Origin of the sequence: Paenibacillus lactis, assembly GCF_017873605.1 — a bacterium.
Lineage (GTDB): Bacteria > Bacillota > Bacilli > Paenibacillales > Paenibacillaceae > Paenibacillus_AQ > Paenibacillus_AQ lactis.
In genome coordinates this window covers 114,089-133,335 of record NZ_JAGGKI010000011.1, presented here as the reverse complement: position 1 = coordinate 133,335, position 19,247 = coordinate 114,089, and the positions used below count along the sequence as shown (strand labels likewise).

Sequence of the window (19,247 nt, the reverse complement as noted above, 5' to 3'; positions counted from 1 at the left end):
TCGTGATCATGCCCGAGATCTTACCATTCTTGATCTGTCGAAAATAAATCCTTGAAAGGAGCATGGACATGGCTTACAACAGGTTTGGCTTCGGGAACTTGGTAGGAAGAAACGTAAAGATCAATCGCGGTGGACCGGATTCCATCGAAGGTCTTCTGCTGGATGCCCAATCCGACTACTTGGTTGCAGTTGCTGACGGCGGTTTCGTTTATGTTAAAGACGAGCATGTCAAAAGCATCACGGATACGGGTAAATCTGGTGGAGAAAGAGAGAGCATTGTCAATCCGATCAGGGCCTACGACTTCGTTGGTGTTATGCAAGCCCTTCGTTATCGCTATGTGAAAGTAAACCGCGGCGGACCGGAAAAAATCGAGGGTATCATCGTCGACGTGAACCAGAATTATTTGATCTTAACGGTGAAAGGACAAGAGGTCGTTCACGTTCCGGTAAGTCATATTAAATCGATTACCGTAATCCGCGGCGGGAATAGTAACCAATCCGGCGGTAACCAGAATCAAAACAGCAGCTCCAAAGGTAATCAATCTCAAGGCAATCAAGCGCAAGGTAACCAATCGGGAGGCAACCGTTCAGGCGGTAACCAAGCGCAAGGTAACCAGTCGGGAGGCAACCGTTCTGGCGGCAACCAAACACGAGGCAATCGCACAGGCGGCAACCAAACACGTGGCAATCGCACAGGCGGCAACCAAACACGTGGCAATCGCACAGGCGGTAACCAAACCGCAGGCAACCGCACAGGTGGCAATCAATCCAGAGGGAACCGTACTGGCGGCAACCAAACGGCCGGAGACTGGATGAATTGGACAGGCGGCAATCAATCCAAGCATCGTTCAGGCAAACGTAACCGCAGTGGTAATCGATCGTACAATCGCTCCGGTAAGCGCAATCGTAGCGGTAAACAAAGAAGCGGAGGCGAGTAATAATCCTATAGGATAGGAGCGCCTAGCCAGCCATCTTCTGCTCACCCATAAGTGAAACAATTAAGCATTCCCCCCTATAAAGCACTTCTGAATGGGCATTGGCTGCACAGTCATCCAATGCTCCCTTCAGGGGGTTTTTAAATATTTTGCTTAAAAAGTTGTGCAATCTGCACGTTAAAGTTCGATACCAACAATATATGCAGGCGAATGGTGTTGGTGAATTCAAGCCTGAGCATGAATGGAAGTCATAAAGCGGTAAGACTAAGATAATAGGAGGAGGGAAGGGATGGAGTCACTACGTTCAATGATCGGCAAACGTGTTGAACTGGAGCTCTCGGGCTGTAAGACACTGCTTCATGGCGAATTTATTGATATGGGAAGCGATGTCCTGGTTCTATATTCAAAGTCAAAATATATATATACGCCGATTCATCATCTACAGCATTTAAGGCTATATGAAGAGCTGGATAATCCCCCGATGGACAGCAGTCCCGATTCGAAATTAGACCTCGCCAATATCTCCTATCGCAAAATATTGATGAATTCCAGGGGCGTCTTTACTGAGATCTACCTGGGAGGTTCTCAATCATTGCATGGGTATGTGACAAGTATTATGAATGACTATTTTGTATATCACTCACCGATGCATCAAACGGTTTATATTCCAGTCAACCACGTCAAATATTTGATACCTTATCCTCCAAACACAACGCCTTATAGTCTTGATCAAAAACATTTCCCGGTTCAGCCTTCTGTTGTTGCTTTGTCAAGAACGATGGATCAGCTGTTAAAAAAACTTGAAGGTCAGCTCGTGGTGTTTGATCTTGGCGAGCATCCTAACAAAAAAGGGTTACTGAAATCTGTCGATGAGAATATCGTTCAGTTGGTACTTGCTGGCGGAAATGATAATTACCTGCACATGGATCATATTAAATCGATCCAGCTGCCTTAGATCAGTTAAAAGCATATGAGCGTCGCAGACTTCCCACTGACAGTTTGTCTGGCAGTGGGGCTGCTATTTATCCATAAGCAGGATGAAATGATGTCGGGTATTTATTCAGCGGAATTGTCTTCATGAGAAGAGGCTGGGTATTTTATCATTCGGTCGAGCAATAACCCATCCGTACCCTTGTTCTCACCAACCACAAAATCCTTCATATAGTAGGATAAATAAGCACCGTATTGACTTTCGGTTTGAAGGAGCAATTCGTCAACAAAATAAACACCGTTTGGAATATCGTCTTTCAGAAGTGTGCTTAATGCGCCATATATGCCGCATGCAACCTGAAAATAGGTGGCATTGATTTGGAAGACAGGGTAGATATTATCGGTACTCAGAACATTATACATATACCTCTCTTTGTCTGGATATACGAGCAAGACTCCGACCAAATCTTCTCCTCCGACTTCGCCAATCGATGGATCCAAAATTTGATGATCCCATTCCCAAATAACGTCGAGATCTTCAAGCTGGGAACGGATTAAATCGATCGTATAATCGCTGACGCGGTAGATAAAACCAGTCTCCATATTGAATTTTTCTCCAAGGGACAATACTTCTTCATGAGGCATTAATGAACCATTGAATTGCTTGCTCCCCAAGGTCACCTTGAACTCCAGCTCATACACCGGAAGATGCATCGTAAATGGGAACTGATGCTTCATAAACATGGGATAATTGAGAATCGCTTCGTCCAAAAAGCATTCGGGAGACCAGGTGGAGTAAATCGTGTGTTCTTTTACTAGGGCGGGGTCTTTATATAGCGAGCTGTCATGTTCTACAATGTAACAGGCGATCGGTTGCTTGTCTGGCAGTTCCTTCATTAACTTGATAGCCATCCACTGGACGACTCCTGGATTCATACCCGAACCGATAATTGCAGTGGTCTGCGGCGATGATTGCCGGGCTTCCTGGAAGATTCGGTAACGTTCCAACAGCGAGTATGGGGCAAGGCTTTCATTCTCATCCACCTTGGGATTCTCAAGCGCGGTATTGATATAATGCACACCGCATTCTTGGCAGCATTGGAGCATCTCAACCGTATCAGCCCACGAGACATCAATGACATGCGTGGTGCCGGTCTGTCGCAGATGCTGGCGAAACGATTCCAGCTGGTTCAAATCGAATTGGTGCAATGCAGCATTCTTAAGCAAGCTTGGCATGAAAGCGCGATAGTAATCCGGATGTTTCTGTTTCTGGTCGATCAAATGAAGGGTGCTGTGCTTCATAATGGAATGAATGGGGTCATGGATATCTTCAGCGCTTTTATTTAATATCGAGAGGATTGCTTTAGCGACGCCGCCGGAGCTGCCAAGAATGCTGATGACGATCGGTGATTGTTTCAAATCTACCAACTCCTTTCTAGTAATATGATTATTCATAGAGTCGGGAAAAGGTCTGTGCTAAAACACCTTCAAGATGCTTTTATTCGAAATCATGATGTATGTACGTACGCTCCCGAAGCATGCCGAACAAAAAAGAGAGTCATGAATGCCGTGGTGATGATTCATTAATCGAATAATGAACCCATGCTCCACAAGAATTTCATGCTCTCTATGAAATGTTGTTCCTGTATTCAGTATGTCAGTATACCCATTGAACCCAGAATGCAAGGATCACCAGCGTAAATAAAAGGGTGGGCGGGATGGTCAATATCGTGATCTTGATATATTCCTTCCATTTGATCTTGACATGATGTTGTTTAAGAATGTGAAGCCATATTAACGAAGCAAGCGTACCCATCGGCAAAAGCAATGCTCCAATATCACTTCCGATTACACTGGCCAGGTATGAAATCTTGAGCGTTAAAGGATCCAGGTTCATATTGGTTAGTGTGATGGTTCCAACCATCAGCGCGGGGTGATTATTGAATAGAATCGATAGCAAAGAGAGCAGGCCGCCCATTAATAAGCTTGCATTTAAGAGGTCTGTGGAAACGATCGGCTCAAAGAATTGGATGAGAAATTCCGTTAGACCGATATTATGCAGCCCATAGATGAGCACGTACATCGCGAATGCAAATATGAGAATGTGCCAGGGCGTCTTCTTCAATAAATCAGTCGGTTTTAATTTCAATACGGCCCATCGCCAGGACAACAGAATGACTGAGCCGAGGATCGCTACAATTTCGATTGGAATCCCTAAATAGGAGGCGACAAATAGCGCTACTCGAACCGTAAATACAAACAAGAGAACATTCCGCATGACCTTATTGCGTTTGTGGATATCCGCAGTTGAAATCAGCGTCCTGCTTAGAGGGTGCATGGCGCCGCCCGCGTGCCTTTTTACATGAAGCTTACGCGGCAGCTGTTTTCTGAAACAGAGGAATAACAGAAATACAAACAGCAAAAGCCCGAGGGTTGCGGGAACAAACATCATGATGGAATGCATGTACAGATCCATATCCACGATTTCCAGTGCTATTAAATTCACGATATTGCTGACACCGATAGGTGCGCTTGATGCAGTTGCTATTAGCGCACCTGAGAGGAGGTAAGGGATTTTCTCATGGTTTTTTAATCCATATTGCTTTAACAGAATCAGTAGAATGGGAGTCGTAATGAGAATGCTTCCATCGTTGTTAAAGAATAAGGTCATCAGAAAACATAATAAGTTGACGTACCAGAACAACCGGGTTCCCGATCCACGAGCTCTGGCTGCCAAGGATTCAGCAGCCCAGTTAAAAAAACCGAAACTCTCTAATATAATGGCCATTACGATGGTTGCAATGATCGTTATAGCAGCACTGCTTATGGTAGAGCCAATGGTAAGGAGGTCCGGCAATGATACGCTCCCGCTAAGCACCACGATTGCGGCCCCTACAGATGCTGGGATGGCTTCATTTAATCCATTTGGACGCCATATGATAAGGACCATTGCGACAATAAAAGCTGCAATCGTTAGTGTGACTACTGCTGGACTGAGCATGGGAAATCTCACTCCCTTCTTTCATTAATAGCAAGAGTTGCTTACGAATCCTCTTTTTCGGGAATCACGACGCTAATAAAAGCAACTTGTTCTTTGGCGGCCTCACTCTTTGTTGACTCTACGGGAACCTCTTTAGGAGGCGTTAGTAGAGCGTACAGCCCCCAACCCGCCAGTACGATAAAGATGAGTACGATCATAAAGGTCACTCCTCTTCGGTTTTTATTTTTTGCGAAGTTACCTACCAATCATAATTAGTAGATAGATATACTCTATTTATATGTATCAAGGACTGGCACTGCTCTAATGGAAATGCCTTGTTATTGCGATATTCCGCGATTGATGTTCGCATAAGGAGTTACACATCGATAGGTAAAATAGATTACATACGAAACAAGCCCGATTGCTCGTGTGTGAGCAATCGGGCTTGTTCATCCTCTTAATTGTTTTTTGCTATCAATACATCGACGAAGTTCTGTGCAATTTTGGATAAGGAGTGATTCTTCAGCCAGATGAGTCCGACCGGAGCTGACATCTCGGCTGACCCGGAGATTTTATGAGCATGGATCGAGTACCCCTTATGCCGTTTGAGCACCGTTTCCGGAACGATCGACCCGCAAAAGCCGGATGAAACTAAATCCATCAACAGCGAAATATCAGAGCATTCACCTGTAATATGGGGATGCAGATGGAAGCGGGAAAATGCCTCCAATATCAAATAGTGCACGCCTAATCCCTGGGTGCTTGGCAGAATGAGCGGTTGATTATGAATGTCCTGCAGCGACACTTCATCTTCGAACAGCTTCTGTTTATCCGACGAAATGAAGTAAAAAGGCTCGGTATAAAGGTGAAGCACCTCGAAATCGTCCAATTCCAACGGCAGGCGAATGATCGCCAGCTCGACATCCCGATCCCTCACTAATTTGCACAGATGCGCTGACTCGTTTTGCTGAATTTTATAGGTTACCTTAGGGAATTGGCGTTGGAACTGATGAAGAATATGGGGCAGCTCGCCTACCGAGAACGTATTTACGCCGATGGATAAACTCCCGTTCACTCCTTTTCCTACTTCCTGAACCTCCATTTTCGCCTCCTCCATCAACTGATTCATCTGCAAAGCATATTTATATAAAGCTTTTCCCGCCTCGGTTACCTCTAAATGTTTCCCGCTGCGCTCTATTAATTTGGAGCCAAGCTCCTCCTCCATGGCTTTCAATTGTTGACTTAAAGGGGGTTGGGAAAGATGAAGCCTCTTGGCGGCAGCAGAGATTTTCCCTTCCTCTACAATCGCGATAAAATATCGCAGCTGTCGGATATCCATCTTTGAAAGCACTCCTTCTCATATATGAAAAACCTAAGCAAATACGAACTTTGGCTATGTTTTTGATCTGGTTATTCCCATGTTAGCATATTGGTGCGGATTCTCGTAAGACAATGCATATGTAAAACCTAAGCTCATCATATTTTTTATATATTTTTCGTTTGGATTGATACATGTTAGCATTACGGTGTATAAGGAAAAGGACGCTGAACAAAACGTTTTATTCAGATTATGCGCAGCCAAGGGCTGCTTAATTTAAATGTTTCGATGAGGAGGATTCCATTGATGATAAACGATATCGATCTGAAGCATCTAAAGCGATGCGTTGAGCTCGCGAAGGAGGCACTTGAGGCAGGCGACGAGCCATTCGGCTCCGTGCTTGTATCCGCAGACGGAGACGTGCTTGCCGAAGACCATAACCATGTTGCCGGCGGGGACCATACGCAGCATCCGGAGTTTGCATTAGCGCGGTGGGCGGCTAATCACATGACGCCTGAGGAGAGAGCGAAGGCGACCGTGTATACCTCGGGCGAACATTGCCCAATGTGCGCAGCGGCCCACGGCTGGGTTGGACTAGGTCGGATTGTATACGCAAGCTCCTCGAAACAGCTGGCAGAATGGCTTGAGGAAATGGGAGTTGCGGCACCCCGTGTACGAAATCTTCCGATTCAAGAGGTTATCCGTGATACGGCCATAGACGGTCTGGTGCCCGAGCTGGCCCAAGAGGTTCGGGAGCTCCATCGTCAATTCCATTCCAAGCGAAAATAAGTCCGCCATGCGTTGTTCACCATGCTCGAATCGGGGATAACGGATATCCAATATCCAATGAATCGAAGCCTCCTCAGCCACTTTGAAGGTGGATCAGGAGGCTTCTCGTTTCTATATAGCATCAAGCGGTATGGCATTGACTCTTATGCACTAACCGTGCATTGCAATTCGCAGCGAGGTGAGCGTATGTCCATTCGAATCAAATTATTGCTGTCCTACACAGGCATGCTTCTTGTCAGCCTGCTCGTATTCGCCCTGACGGCCAGTTTGTTCACCATCGCGGCGACAGGGGATATTCACAGCTTCCGGGATTTCTATAAAGTGCATTATCAGCTCAACCCGCTGACGGAGGAGGAGGAATCCATCTTCCTTGAATTGAAGTACCTTGCCAAAAATGAACCGGATGAGCTGATGAACCAGGAGCTGCTGCAGGATTACGATTTCAAGCTGAAAACGGTGCGGGCCGGTCTTTACGTTCGCCGGGAGAGCAATCAAGTCTTCGAATCGCATACGTTCAACCAGCCCGAATTGGAGGAGCATCTGCCTCCCTATGAGCTGGACAACCACCATATTCGCGATACATTCAACATCGGCGAACGGTTTTACGCTTATGCCAAATTCGACTTTCGGTACTCGGATGGGGCGAAAGGGAGTGTTTATGTTATTCATGAACGCAGCCCTTTCGGCGAAGTGACCCGCAAGCTGCTCCCTATGATCGTGGTGCTGCTTATCGGCATCATCGTCATCGCGAACGCGATGCTATATCGCTGGATTACCCGCAGTGTGGTCAAACCGCTGAATCTGCTTCGAAGCTCGACTGAGCACATCGTGGAAGGGAATTTGCTGTTTGCACTCGATTTGCGTTCCAAAGACGAGATCGGTCTGCTGAACGAGGCATTCGAGAATATGCGCAAGCGGTTGTATGAATCGGTGCAGCTCCGTTTGCAGGACGAAGAGAATCGGAAGGAACTGATATCCAATATTTCGCACGATTTGCGTACCCCGATTACGAACATCAAAGGATACATTGAAGGCATTCGTGATGGGGTCGCTGATACCCCGGAGAAGATGGACAAGTACGTCAATATCATCTATTCCAAAACGATCGACCTGGATAAGCTGGTGGACGAGCTGTTTCTGTACTCCAAGCTGGACTTAAAGCAAATTCCGTTCTTGTTCGAGAATGTGAGCATCGTCAGCTTTCTGGACGACTGCATGGATGAGCTGCATTACGAAATGGAAGAGAAGGGAATCTTGCTGAAGTGGGGCGAGCGCCCGAGCAGGGATATTGAGGTTGTAGCCGATCTGGAAAAATTAAAGCGCGCCATGCTTAATATCATTGGAAACGCCCAAAATTTCATGAACAAAAAAGACAAGTTCATTCTCATTTCGGTGCAAGCATCGCCGGAATGGGTCACTGTTGAAATACAGGATAACGGGATGGGAATCTCATCCGAAGACCTCCCGCATATTTTCGAGCGCTTCTACCGCGCCGAACGATCGCGCAATTCCTCAACAGGCGGCAGCGGACTCGGACTAGCGATCGCTCGTCAGATCATCGAGGGCCACGGAGGCTCGATATGGGTGAGCAGCGAGCTTGGCGTCGGCACGAGCTTTTACTTCACGCTAAGAAGAACGAAGGACCTAGGAGGGACACATACAGATGACAACCCGGATTCTGATCATCGAGGATGAAATTACGATCGCACAGCTGGAGCGGGACTATTTTGAGTTGAACGGGTATCTCGTCGATTTATGCCATACCGGCAATGAAGGACTTCGGCTTGCCATGAACAACGATTACAATCTCATCATCATCGACCTGCAGCTTCCGGGGATCGGCGGATATGATGTATGCAGACAAATCAGGCAAGCGAAGGAGGTACCGATCTTAATCGTTTCCGCCAAAAAAGAAGAAATTGATAAGATCCGTGCCTTTCATCTTGGTGCCGACGATTACATTACCAAGCCGTTCAGCCCCGGGGAGCTGGTTGCGCGAGCCAAGGCGCACCTGGCAAGATATGAGCGGTTAACAGGTAAAACGGGGACTGATCCCCGGTCGGAAATCCGTCTCCGTGGTCTTGTTATTGACAAAGCAGCCCGCCGGGTCCACGTCCGCAACCAGGAAGTGATATTTACGACCCGCGAGTTTAGCCTGCTGGAGTTTTTGGCAAGCCATCCGAATCGCGTCTTTAGTAAGAATGAACTGTTTGAACGGATATGGGGCATGGATTCGAACGGGGATATCGCAACCGTGACGGTTCACGTCCGCAGATTGCGTGAGAAGATAGAGGTGGATCCTTCGAATCCGCAATATATCGAGACCGTGTGGGGGGCGGGCTACCGCTTTTCCGTATAACGAGTTTAGAAATTGTTAATAAACATTTTCGAAACGGTTAATACCCGGTTTCTTAGGCGTTTAGGCTTCTCCTTTAATCTATAGGTAGGGCGAGCAGAATCGCACCTATGAAGCTTAAGGAGGACTTAACGATGAATAAATATTCGACTAAACTGGCTGTCCTTATGCTGGCAGCAGCCCTTGGCACCGCATCCTTGCCATTGGCCGCACAGCCGGCAAACGCCGCTTCGGCACCCATTACCTCGCAGGACCTTCAAGGAGCGATCAATGAACTGAGCCGGCTTGGCATCATCCATGGTTACAAGGATGGTTCGATGAGAATACAGAACGACATTACCCGCGCCGAATTGGCGAAGCTGGTCGCTCTTACGTTTGGCCTCGAAGGTCCGCCAGCTTTGCCAGCTCACATAACGGATACACTTCCGAGTCATTGGTCCTTCCCGTACGCAGCAGCGCTGGCATCGCTCGATATTATGCAGGCGGAAGACGGACGATTTGACCCAAGCGGATCCGTAACAAACGCCGAGCTGGTGCAGATCGTGGCCAAAGCGTTGAAACGGGATGTAAAATCCGTGCATTACTGGGCGGAGCCGTTCTTCTCAGAGAATGACAGCACCACCCGTGGCGAAGCAGCGTTCTTGCTGGATAAAGCCCGTCAGGCGATCCCTTCGGCAAATGCCAAAATTACACACGTCCGTGCCTTAAACGCTATAACGTTGATCGTTACCTTCGACGCCCCGCTGACGGCCGAAAATGAAGCATTTGCTCAAGCTAAAGAGGATTTTGTTTTTACGAACGGACTTACCCTGACGAATATGCCGCGTCTAAAAACCGGCTCGATTGCAACGTATATCGTCCCTACTTCCGTACAGCAGCCAGGGGCAACCTACACGCTGGCTTATAAGGGCAAGGATGCGGGCAGCTTTGCGGGCAACGCTGATAAGCTTGACATGACAGAGGTTAGACAGGTGGCCAACGATACGTTTGAGCTGGAGGCACTCAAGGCGAACGGGGTTGTCGATTACGGCTACGTCATTTCCGCCTATAGTGCCGGTCGCGGGGAAAATGCGTTCATCTTGGATGAGAACAACCGGGCGGATGGGGTGGAGTACCAGATCATTTCCTCCGGCCAAGCCAGAGAGGTGACGATCACGCCGGAAGGCGGACAGCCGAACACAGCCAAATACGTTCCGTTTACGCAGTCCACAGACGGCAAACAAGAACCGAAATTTCGCTTGCCGGAGGGTCAAGTCCTGAAGCCTGGCGTTACGTACACGGTTACTTCGGATTGGGTGCAAATTGCTAACCCAACCTTCGTAGCCAAGGAGATGGACCCGCTCCATATCGTTAAAGCCGAGGCTGCTAGTGAAACCTCCATCGTCGTAACGCTGGCGGAGGATCCGGGCGATGAATTGTTCTCCGGCCGCAGCGTGGAATTGACGGATGCAGAGGGGAATAAACGGACAGCCGCCTATAAATATTCCAGCCGCAAAGGGGCAGCAGGCGTATTCGAACTTGCGCAGGGCAGCAAACTGACAGCAGGCGCAACGTATGTCGTGACTCCAGTCGGTGATTGGGCCGGCGAATCCAAGGCTGAGCTGACCTTTGCACCGTAATGTTCGGATGAAGCCGCAAGATGAACGATTCCCTGCCATGAACGTGGAGAAATAAATAAATTGACCCTGCATGCTTGAGGCGGCAGGGTCATTTTTTTTGTAGGATTCGCTATGCTTTGCCCAATCATGAATTGCATGCATCATCTTCAAACGTTTCATTTCTGAAGGTAAAGAGAACGAAACAGATTTCACTTGTGCCAGCCCTTATCCCACAAATATGCAGGAAAGCCCCTGATGGCCGTTGAATATATCGGAGGACCACAATAAATCTCAGGTGTACTACAGGCACCTTTAGCCGCAGGAGGAGAACAACATGAAGTCGATCACCGTTCAAAGTCTTAAGAAAAATTTCAATTAGAAGTGCTTGCAGGAGCCGACCGTATGGATCGTTTGATCACCCGTGCCCAGACGCACAGGCCGGGGCTTGAGTTTGTCGGGTATTTTAACTTTTTTCCTATGGAGCGAGTGCAGGTGCTTGGACGCAAGGAAATTAACTACTTGCTTACGCTTAGTATAGAGGAACGCAAGTTACATATCGGCAACATCGTTAAATATCATCCGCCGTGCTTTATTGTAACGTCGGGACAGCAGGAGATCCCTTATCTGACCCTTTTCTGCAATCAAGAAGGCATTCCTTTACTGCGGACGATCGAGACCACAACGGAATTTATCGCGAAGCTCAACAGCTATTTAGTGAAGACGCTGGCACCAGAGATGTCCATCCATGGGGTCTGTGTGAATGTATCGGGCATAGGCATCCTGCTCAGGGGCAAATCCGGGATTGGCAAAAGCGAGACAGCACACACTCTAATCCGAAAAGGACACCGGTTCGTCGCAGATGATATCGTGGTGCTTAAGAAGCTGGGGCCGACGACACTTCTTGGTACTCATAATGAGATCAGCCGCGAGTTCCTGGCGCTGCGAAGCATCGGACTGATCAATGTGGTACGCCAATACGGGCGCACGGCGTTTCAGGACGAGACGCGAATTGTGCTTGATATCGAGCTGTCGCCATGGCAAGGAGACTCGCTAAACAATGAATTGGAGGCGGTCCCACAGTTCACGGAGTACTTAGGCATCCAAATTCCGCATATCGAGGTTCAGCTTCAACCAGGACGTGATGTTGCCGGCCTGATCGAAGCGGCGGCTAACAATTGGTATCTTAAACAACTCGGCTACAGCGCGGCTGAAGACTTTATGAGCCGGATTGAGAATGAGATGAAGTCTTGACCGCAGTCGCCATTCTAAATTGCGCCCAATGGTATTTCCTGATATACTTTTCGCATGTTATGAGATTGGGGGTAGTACCGATGGCAATGCGAGATTGCTTATTTACTAGGAAGTGCTCATGCAAAGTCTAACTAGGGCGATACTTTGCATGGGTGCGATCGAAGGAATTCCATCGCCCAGCCTTGGATGTTATCGTTTCTAATAATAGGCTTTGCACCTTATTCATTTTTCATAAAAAATAAGGGGCTGAAGAGCTGTGAGTGCACCATTTATTAGAAACCATCAATTCAACGTCATTAAAAAGCAAGCCGATTTCATTCAGAAGACCCTGCGAACCGCCGCGGATCGGAGCGTCTTGGAAACCGTTAGATATCGTTCCGTCGTGAACATCACGGAAGCATTCCCTGATCTGACACAGGATCAGAAGAAGCTGTTTGAGGAGATCACGACTCTCGAGACGGCCAATGATTTCCAAAGATATCTTAACGCATTGGAGCCGTATATGGAGCCTTATCCGCCGATTACGGTCAAACAGATTCAGAAGCTGTTCCCTAAAAATAAAAAACTGAAAGTGCCTGATCTAGGATCCATCGATTTTCGGTATACGACGTATTTGAGCTGGGTGGATATTGCAACAAGCCGTTTGTTCATTGTCTATCCGTTCGAAGGGAAGTTCATCGGGATCGAGGGCAGAATAACGCCGACACACAAGAAGGGGTACTGCCTGTTCTGCAATCGACATCAAGAGCTTGCATACTTCTCGGTCAGAACCAAATCTGCTTTCGCTTCACCGGATAATTTCTCTTCGGTTGGTCATTACGTCTGTATGGACAATCAAGCATGTAATCAGTGCATTACGGCTTCGGGATCATTGGAGAAGTTTATTCTTTCAGTTAGCAAATAAACGTTAATAAGGTTAGGGCTGCCCCAAAGGCAGCCTTTTACTATAGATCTGGCCAGGTGCGATACAAAGCTCCGATTGACTTCATTTTTGTCATCAGCCGCGAAGATGGAGTCATACAACGTTGCAAGAGTCTAATCGAAGATTTAATTGCCATAGCGTCTAAGTCATTCTCTTAAATTTACATATATTATATTATCTTTCTCGAAGGGAGGATTTTTCATGAAAAAACACCATGATAAGGTTCTAGTGATTGTCCTCAAGCCTGGACAAAAAGTGATTGTAAAGTGTGAGAAACACAAAAAGCATCGCGCATAAGTAAAAACGGGTGAGCCTTATCTTTTAAGATCAGGCTCACCCCCTTCATATCATCCATAGGATTGAAGAATGATATTGACGGCACAAAATCAAAGTACATAAAGAACGGCACATGGTAGTTTATTTTTACGAACACGCTAACAATACTACACGAACTGATAAAGGGGAAATTCTGGTGGAGAACCTGCTTAAAGAACAAATCAATTTCATTGTTGAAATCGACAAGCTTAAAACCATTGAACGAAGAACTAAGATTATTCACGGGCCAAGGCTTGAGAACGATGCGGAACACACGTGGCATCTTGCAATGATGGCCCTTGTGCTGCATCAGCATTCGAACCGTTCAATCGACCTCCTCAAAGTGCTCAAGATGCTGCTTATCCATGATTTGGTCGAAATCGATGCCGGCGACACATTCGCTTATGATACGGCCGGGCACAGTGATAAGTTTGAACGGGAAATGCAAGCAGCCCAGAGGTTGTTTGGCATGCTTCCGCCAGAGCAGGAAGAGGAATTTATGAATCTATGGTTAGAATTTGAGAGGAAGGAGACGGACGAAGCCAAGTTCGCTTCCTCACTTGATCGATTACAACCGCTTATCCATAATCATTTAAACCAGGGAGATACCTGGCAGAAATATCAGATTACAAGTGAGCAGGTCATCAACCGGAATCAAGAGATCAAGAATGGATCAAGGACATTATGGGAAGTGGCGCAGTCCATCATCGAAAGCTCCGTTGAACAAGGGATATTGGCTAAATCGTAAATCGAAAGAAGAACAAGAAGGGATCGCTTGCCGATAACCCCTTGTTCTTCTTTTATTTAGGTGCGGCATGATAATCTGTCAGGCTATGATGGGGATACAAATTTCACATGAATGATTGGTTATCATTTCACCCGTATATCTTTCGATGACCGGTCTGTTATCCATTTGATAGCCTTTGCTTTGAATAAAGGGGAGAACTTCACTCCATGCCCTTTGTACTTCTTCAGCGGTGTGTTTGATTTTATAAATGGCATAGGTTCCGCCAACGAGCTCGCTTTCGTTGATGGATCCGGCGATTTCGTAATCCTCCGAAATGACAATGCAGGCATCGTACCGGCAATTTTCGGGAGGTGTTGCTGCGGGATTGTCTTGCGGAATTCCAAACAGGATGGCCGAGGTTGTGAGAAGCTCTCGCTCTATAGCCCACTCTTTTAACTTTTCCATCGCCTCGGCATTGGCAGGGCCGTACGGGCAAACTTGTCGTACATAGGCAATACGGTAGGTTGGAAGATGCTCGACGGTCATATTCGTCATTTTTAATTTCCTTTCTTTGGTAAATTGGGTGCTGCAATTTGATGCTAACATGTTATAAAAAATATCTAAAGGAAATTATCGATGCATTCATAATTTATCAGAGGTAACGATCGGTCCCCTTGCTGCTCCGATTTCTAACGCATCATGTTCGTAATCATTGCCACGAATCGTTAAAGCAGATGACTGCTTTCCAACGTTGATCCCTTTATATAATTGATGACTTTTAGCCAAACATTATCATTTGCACGAATGTTGTACGATAGAAGTGTACATTAAAAAATGCAGTAAGAAAGGTGGGGGATAATGAATAAAACGATTCCTATTTTTCCTTGCAAATCACTAGAAGAGGTTGTTGTGTTTTACGAAGCCCTTGGATTTGACGTAACCTATATGCAATCCGTTCCTTATGGATATGCAGCCGTGAAGCATCGAATAGGTGAGGTGAGTTTCACGAGGCAGAAAAATTATGAAAAAGAAAAATCCATAAATGGCGCTTATATTCTTGTTGAGGATGTTGAAAGTGTATACTCTGAATTTATAGCGAATTTAAAAAAGGTATACGGAAAAGTGTTCCGAAGCGGAGAGCCTAGAATTACAAAAATAAGCACCAATAAAGAAGATATTCGCTTTAATCTTGTAGATCCTGCAGGGAATTATCTGATTATAGGGCAAAAAAAAGAAAGGGAAGGTCGAGGAAATCCACATTCAACGGGTACCTCTACCATTGAAAAACGATTCTATAGCGCATATACATTAGCGCATTCTAAAAACGACTATCGAACCGCATATAAAATCATTGAAGGACTTACAGGTAAAAAAGAAGAAATGTCTCAGATTTTATATGCGAAGTTACTCATATTAAAGCTTGAGATCGAATTCAATTTAGAGCGAGCCGCGGAATTGAATGAAACGCTTGCTGAAATCAATGCGATAAATTTGAATCGAAGCGCATTTGAGCGATTAATTGAAGAAAAGCAGCGTCTTCAAGAATTGCTGGAGGATATATCTTCGTAAAACCTGTAATGGACAGGGTTTACATATGAACGATAGATCAAGAATCGACAGATTGGTGTTCATGAACCAAGAGTTGAAATAACTCCTATATGAAAAGGGACCGTTCCCCCTTCTGCTGAGAAGGGAACGGTCCCTTTTACTGCTTCGATTAAAATCCCGATCGATTAAGCGCCAATCAAGCCGTTAACTCGTACAGAAGAACGATTTGTATTGCCAGCAGCTCTTAAGGCTCCCAAATGACGGTCGGGTAGGGGTGCTGATCATATGCGCTTGCCCAATAATAGGAGTCTGCGATGATGCGCCGCGGGAGAAAACCGATCTCGCCGCTCGGCAGAGAGATGAGTTCAGAACGGGAGGTGAACATGCCATCCGTATTTGTCACTCCTAGCACATACTTTCCAGCCATATGGGTGAACCGTCCGCTGATCTTAGCAGCGGGTATCGGCTGCTTCGTCTCCATGTCAACGACCTGGATGGTAACCGTAGCGACGCCTTCATTATAGAGAATGGCCATATGGTCAATGATCATGGGCTTCATTGCGGATGGAGCGGTCGTTGCCACTGCCGCAGCGCTGGGTGATCCTTCATTGCCGCTGATGTCAACGGCCGTTATTTTGTAGTGGTACGTCGTGCCAGGCAGCAGCCCGGTATCCTCGAAAGATAGGGTCTTCGATGAACCTGCATACGTATCCGGTCCAATCTCGAATGCTGCATCGGTGCCGCGATAGATCCGGTATTCGTTCACGGCGCTGTTGTCCATGGCCATATCATAATGAATGTCGATCCGCTGGTAATCGAATGCGGCCGCAGATACCCGGCCGACTTGGCCGGGAGGCTCATTGTCTGCTGGAGGCTGCCATTTGAATCCGTTAGGCCCCCACTCACTCGGGAAGTCGACCAGCGAAGTGTAGTGGTGGATAGCAATGCCGCCAAATGCAGGATCGCTTTCGAAAGCGGCGTAAACCTTATTTAACTCCTGCTCCATATAGAGCCGACCTTCCTCGTGGAAGCTGATGGTCTCCGGATCTCCGCCATCGGCGATGTCTTTCGTTTCGACTCCGATCACAACGGATTTGGGTTTCCCGATCTTGGAGGCATAAGCCAGCTCGTTTACGGCATGGGCAATAATGCCTGCAGAACCTTCGGCCTGATCGCGATAATTCATGATGGAGATGTAATCAGCCGTGTCCTGAATGTGCTCGGACAACCACTTCGTCTCCCCATTCCAGGTGATATTGCTGGCATCCGCCGAAGAATCATACCATCTTGGAATCGCAGCCCCGACCGAGAGCGAAAGTCCGGACGCGTCTTTGCGTGACATGAGCAGCTTCAGCATATCCAGATACTGAATTTGTACGGAGGGCTTTGCCGTTTTGAAATCAGGCAGGATATACGGTTCCGTGTCCAGATTGATTCCGTCAAACCGGGCGGATGCTTCGGAAGCGAGATTATAATTCAATACCTGCTCGAATTCCTTAACCGCCTGTGCATGATAACGGCTGTAAGCCCCGAAGTAGGGAGGCTTGGTACCGCCGGCAATCAATGCCTGCACATCAAAGCCTTCTTCATGCGCCCACGTAATAAACCGCTGCACTTCATTTCGATAATCCTCCAGCATCATGGCTCCTTGAAACTGTCCGACTGCCAGATACAGCGTCTTGATGGGGCGCTGATCAAAGGTAGCGGTATCCTTCGCCATGGCAGCGAGTGAATAACGCGCATTCGGGTTCAGCACCAAAGGATAGGAGGCATTTTCCCATATCCAGATTGCTCGGTCCTGATCGGGAAGGGGTTGACCCGGACCGTATACATGTTCCGTAACGGTTTCTGGGGGAACGGACTCCAAATAGACGCTGTCCATTACCGTAGCACGATCCTGGCCAAAGTTCGGTTCATCCCCGTAAACGTCGCTAGTGACGGCAGCACTGGCAGCCGAAATACTGCCGGATGCAGTAATTCCGGTTTGCGCATAGACGGATAAGCTGTAGCCTGTATTGCCGTGCGTATCGGTTGCTCTGGCTTCCAGGCTGTGGACCGGCTGCGTTGATTGACGGGTATCCCAGGTATATAAATATCCTTTCTTGGCCGGCAGAACCGGGATCCACCCGCCCCCGTCGATTCGGAGCTCGACGCGCGAAATCGGATTTTTGCCTACGGCTGAAATCTGGACGTCGACTTTATTTCGAAGCCGTGTGTTTTCGGCAGGACTTACGATTTGAACTTGAGGTATGTTCGCCGGGGGATTATCTACGTTCAAGTAAATCCATGGAGACCAAACTCCGTACCGGGTTACAACATCTTTGGATTTGAGGACAATTTCTATGGCCCCGTCCAGCTGAGTCGTATCAAGCGAATAAGACCAAGTCCCGCTGTCATCACCGTCCGGATCATCCATGTGGACGTCTTCCACCATATTACCATTCACGATCAGTTCGAGATCATAGACGCCGGAGTAGGTGCCGGACAACTCGGCTTTACCCGGCTGAATGGTTTGTCCATCCTGATGAGAATCAATTGTGATAAGCGCTGCCGCTTTGGCAGAAGGGAGGGGAATACAGACAGCGAGCAGAATTGCCGTCAGGAACAAGAGTCCACATTTGCGAAACCTTGAGCTTTTCAACATTCTTTTCACACCCTTGTCATTGAGATGTATAAACGTACTTGACCAACCCGGCAGCCTTAAACGCTAGATGCAAGAAATCAGATATGACCGTCATTAAAGCGCTTACTTTTAATTATTACGAAATTAGAGGTTTAGAACTGCCGCCGGCTATCCGTCTTTAGACGGATCATCATTTTATTCTGAAGACGGTGTAAACCCGGCGGAATGTTATGTAATCTGTTCTTAAACGAACGTTGGATGAATAGGATGTGCAGCTGGTTGAAAGGATTTTCTTGGACAGGAGGAATGATGGATGGATTCAATCGCGATTTATAATATGGCCGAAGCGGGTCGTGACGTACGGTATGAGGTGGCTGAGGTATTCGTGGATGGGTATTATGAGGAATTATCTTATTTCACGAAGGACCGCTCGACCCTCATTTCCGCCTTCAAAGATCTGTTTAGCTCCGAGGTCTTCTATGTGGCCGAACTCAACGGAAGGGTTGCCGGTATACTGGCTTGCTCCAACAATCGGCAGCGGGCAATGCCGGTCGAACTGGAGCCGCTTCAGAACGCTTTCGGCGTGCAAACGGGGGAACTGGCTTACCATGTCATGACAAATGAGTTTAATACCGCTTTGCCTTACGATGACAAGACGGGGTATATCGAATGTGTGGCGACATTGACCCGTGATCGCGGAAAGGGCATTTCCTCTGCCTTGTTGAACTATGTGGTGGAGAAGCTGCCCTATCGTCGCTATGTTCTTGAGGTTACCGATGCCAACGAAGCCGCACATCGGATTTACTCGAAATTAGGGTTTCGAGAGATTGAGCGGAAAGCGGAGAGCAATGCCGAAATTGTAGGGTTTAAATACCGCATTTATATGGAGTGGACACCGGAGGATTAAACGCCGAGCTTCTGCACGAAATAAATTTTGATTGAAATTGATCGATAA

The 19,247-nt window shown here is 47.3% G+C and carries 16 protein-coding genes and 1 pseudogene; 11 read left to right on the top strand and 6 right to left on the bottom strand.

Annotated features, from left to right (window positions below; translation table 11 throughout):
• Nucleotides 1–68: 68 nt before the first annotated feature.
• Both J2Z18_RS19870 and J2Z18_RS19865 read left to right on the top strand, forming a co-directional pair.
• Nucleotides 69–938 carry a hypothetical protein gene (locus J2Z18_RS19870; protein WP_007130230.1) on the top strand — a complete coding sequence of 290 codons (870 nt, stop codon included), beginning with the start codon at nt 69–71 and terminating at the stop codon, nt 936–938.
• 286 nt (nt 939–1,224) lie between these two features.
• Nucleotides 1,225–1,890 carry a YwrJ family protein gene (locus J2Z18_RS19865; RefSeq protein WP_007130229.1) on the top strand — a complete coding sequence of 222 codons (666 nt, stop codon included), beginning with the start codon at nt 1,225–1,227 and terminating at the stop codon, nt 1,888–1,890.
• A 101-nt stretch (nt 1,891–1,991) separates the two neighbouring features.
• On the opposite strand, the gene J2Z18_RS19860 is transcribed toward J2Z18_RS19865, so the two are convergent.
• The 4 genes from J2Z18_RS19860 to J2Z18_RS19845 all read right to left on the bottom strand — a co-directional run bounded on the left by J2Z18_RS19860 (nt 1,992) and on the right by J2Z18_RS19845 (nt 6,184).
• Nucleotides 1,992–3,284 (bottom strand): saccharopine dehydrogenase NADP-binding domain-containing protein, encoded by a 1,293-nt coding sequence (locus J2Z18_RS19860; RefSeq protein WP_007130228.1) that lies wholly within the window; start codon nt 3,282–3,284, stop codon nt 1,992–1,994.
• 238 nt (nt 3,285–3,522) lie between these two features.
• Nucleotides 3,523–4,866, bottom strand: coding sequence for an arsenic transporter (locus J2Z18_RS19855; protein WP_007130227.1), 1,344 nt, complete (start codon nt 4,864–4,866; stop codon nt 3,523–3,525).
• Nucleotides 4,867–4,907: 41 nt separating this feature from the next.
• Nucleotides 4,908–5,063, bottom strand: a complete 156-nt coding sequence (locus J2Z18_RS19850) for a hypothetical protein (RefSeq protein WP_007130226.1) — start codon at nt 5,061–5,063, stop codon at nt 4,908–4,910.
• A gap of 239 nt (nt 5,064–5,302) precedes the next feature.
• Nucleotides 5,303–6,184 carry a LysR family transcriptional regulator gene (locus J2Z18_RS19845; RefSeq protein ID WP_007130225.1) on the bottom strand — a complete coding sequence of 294 codons (882 nt, stop codon included), beginning with the start codon at nt 6,182–6,184 and terminating at the stop codon, nt 5,303–5,305.
• Between the two features lie 285 nt (nt 6,185–6,469).
• Here J2Z18_RS19845 and J2Z18_RS19840 point away from each other — a divergent pair, with 285 nt between their 5' ends.
• From J2Z18_RS19840 to J2Z18_RS19810, 7 genes and pseudogenes are all read left to right on the top strand, one after another.
• Entirely contained in the window at nt 6,470–6,952 is a 483-nt protein-coding gene (locus J2Z18_RS19840) for a nucleoside deaminase (protein ID WP_210095221.1), read from the top strand.
• 186 nt (nt 6,953–7,138) lie between these two features.
• A complete protein-coding gene (locus tag J2Z18_RS19835) occupies nt 7,139–8,647 on the top strand; it encodes a sensor histidine kinase (RefSeq protein ID WP_210095200.1) in 1,509 nt (502 codons plus the stop codon).
• On the top strand, nt 8,616–9,311 hold the full coding sequence (locus J2Z18_RS19830; RefSeq protein ID WP_007130222.1) for a response regulator transcription factor: 696 nt from the start codon (nt 8,616–8,618) through the stop codon (nt 9,309–9,311). The genes J2Z18_RS19835 and J2Z18_RS19830 overlap by 32 nt, the downstream gene beginning before the upstream one ends.
• Nucleotides 9,312–9,442: 131 nt before the next feature.
• A complete protein-coding gene (locus tag J2Z18_RS19825) occupies nt 9,443–10,927 on the top strand; it encodes an S-layer homology domain-containing protein (RefSeq protein ID WP_210095199.1) in 1,485 nt (494 codons plus the stop codon).
• A 313-nt stretch (nt 10,928–11,240) separates the two neighbouring features.
• A pseudogene (gene hprK, locus J2Z18_RS19820) lies at nt 11,241–12,157 on the top strand (HPr(Ser) kinase/phosphatase).
• A gap of 256 nt (nt 12,158–12,413) precedes the next feature.
• On the top strand, nt 12,414–13,061 hold the full coding sequence (locus tag J2Z18_RS19815) for a FusB/FusC family EF-G-binding protein (RefSeq protein ID WP_007130219.1): 648 nt from the start codon (nt 12,414–12,416) through the stop codon (nt 13,059–13,061).
• Between the two features lie 427 nt (nt 13,062–13,488).
• Nucleotides 13,489–14,142 (top strand): HD domain-containing protein, encoded by a 654-nt coding sequence (locus J2Z18_RS19810; protein WP_007130217.1) that lies wholly within the window; start codon nt 13,489–13,491, stop codon nt 14,140–14,142.
• A gap of 78 nt (nt 14,143–14,220) precedes the next feature.
• Here the strand turns inward: J2Z18_RS19810 and J2Z18_RS19805 are convergent, their stop codons facing one another.
• Nucleotides 14,221–14,676: an AraC family transcriptional regulator gene (locus J2Z18_RS19805; RefSeq protein ID WP_210095198.1), complete on the bottom strand. Its 456-nt coding sequence runs from the start codon at nt 14,674–14,676 to the stop codon at nt 14,221–14,223.
• A 303-nt stretch (nt 14,677–14,979) separates the two neighbouring features.
• On the opposite strand from J2Z18_RS19805, the gene J2Z18_RS19800 reads away from it, so the two are divergent.
• The gene (locus tag J2Z18_RS19800; protein ID WP_007130215.1) at nt 14,980–15,690 is read left to right on the top strand and encodes a DUF8817 family protein; all 711 of its coding nucleotides are present in this window, start codon (nt 14,980–14,982) and stop codon (nt 15,688–15,690) included.
• Nucleotides 15,691–15,913: 223 nt separating this feature from the next.
• On the opposite strand, the gene J2Z18_RS19795 is transcribed toward J2Z18_RS19800, so the two are convergent.
• Nucleotides 15,914–18,313, bottom strand: a complete 2,400-nt coding sequence (locus tag J2Z18_RS19795; protein WP_210095197.1) for an Ig-like domain-containing protein — start codon at nt 18,311–18,313, stop codon at nt 15,914–15,916.
• 292 nt (nt 18,314–18,605) lie between these two features.
• Between J2Z18_RS19795 and J2Z18_RS19790 the strand changes: the two genes are divergently transcribed.
• Nucleotides 18,606–19,199: a GNAT family N-acetyltransferase gene (locus J2Z18_RS19790; protein ID WP_007130213.1), complete on the top strand. Its 594-nt coding sequence runs from the start codon at nt 18,606–18,608 to the stop codon at nt 19,197–19,199.
• The last annotated feature ends 48 nt before the right edge of the window (nt 19,200–19,247 follow it).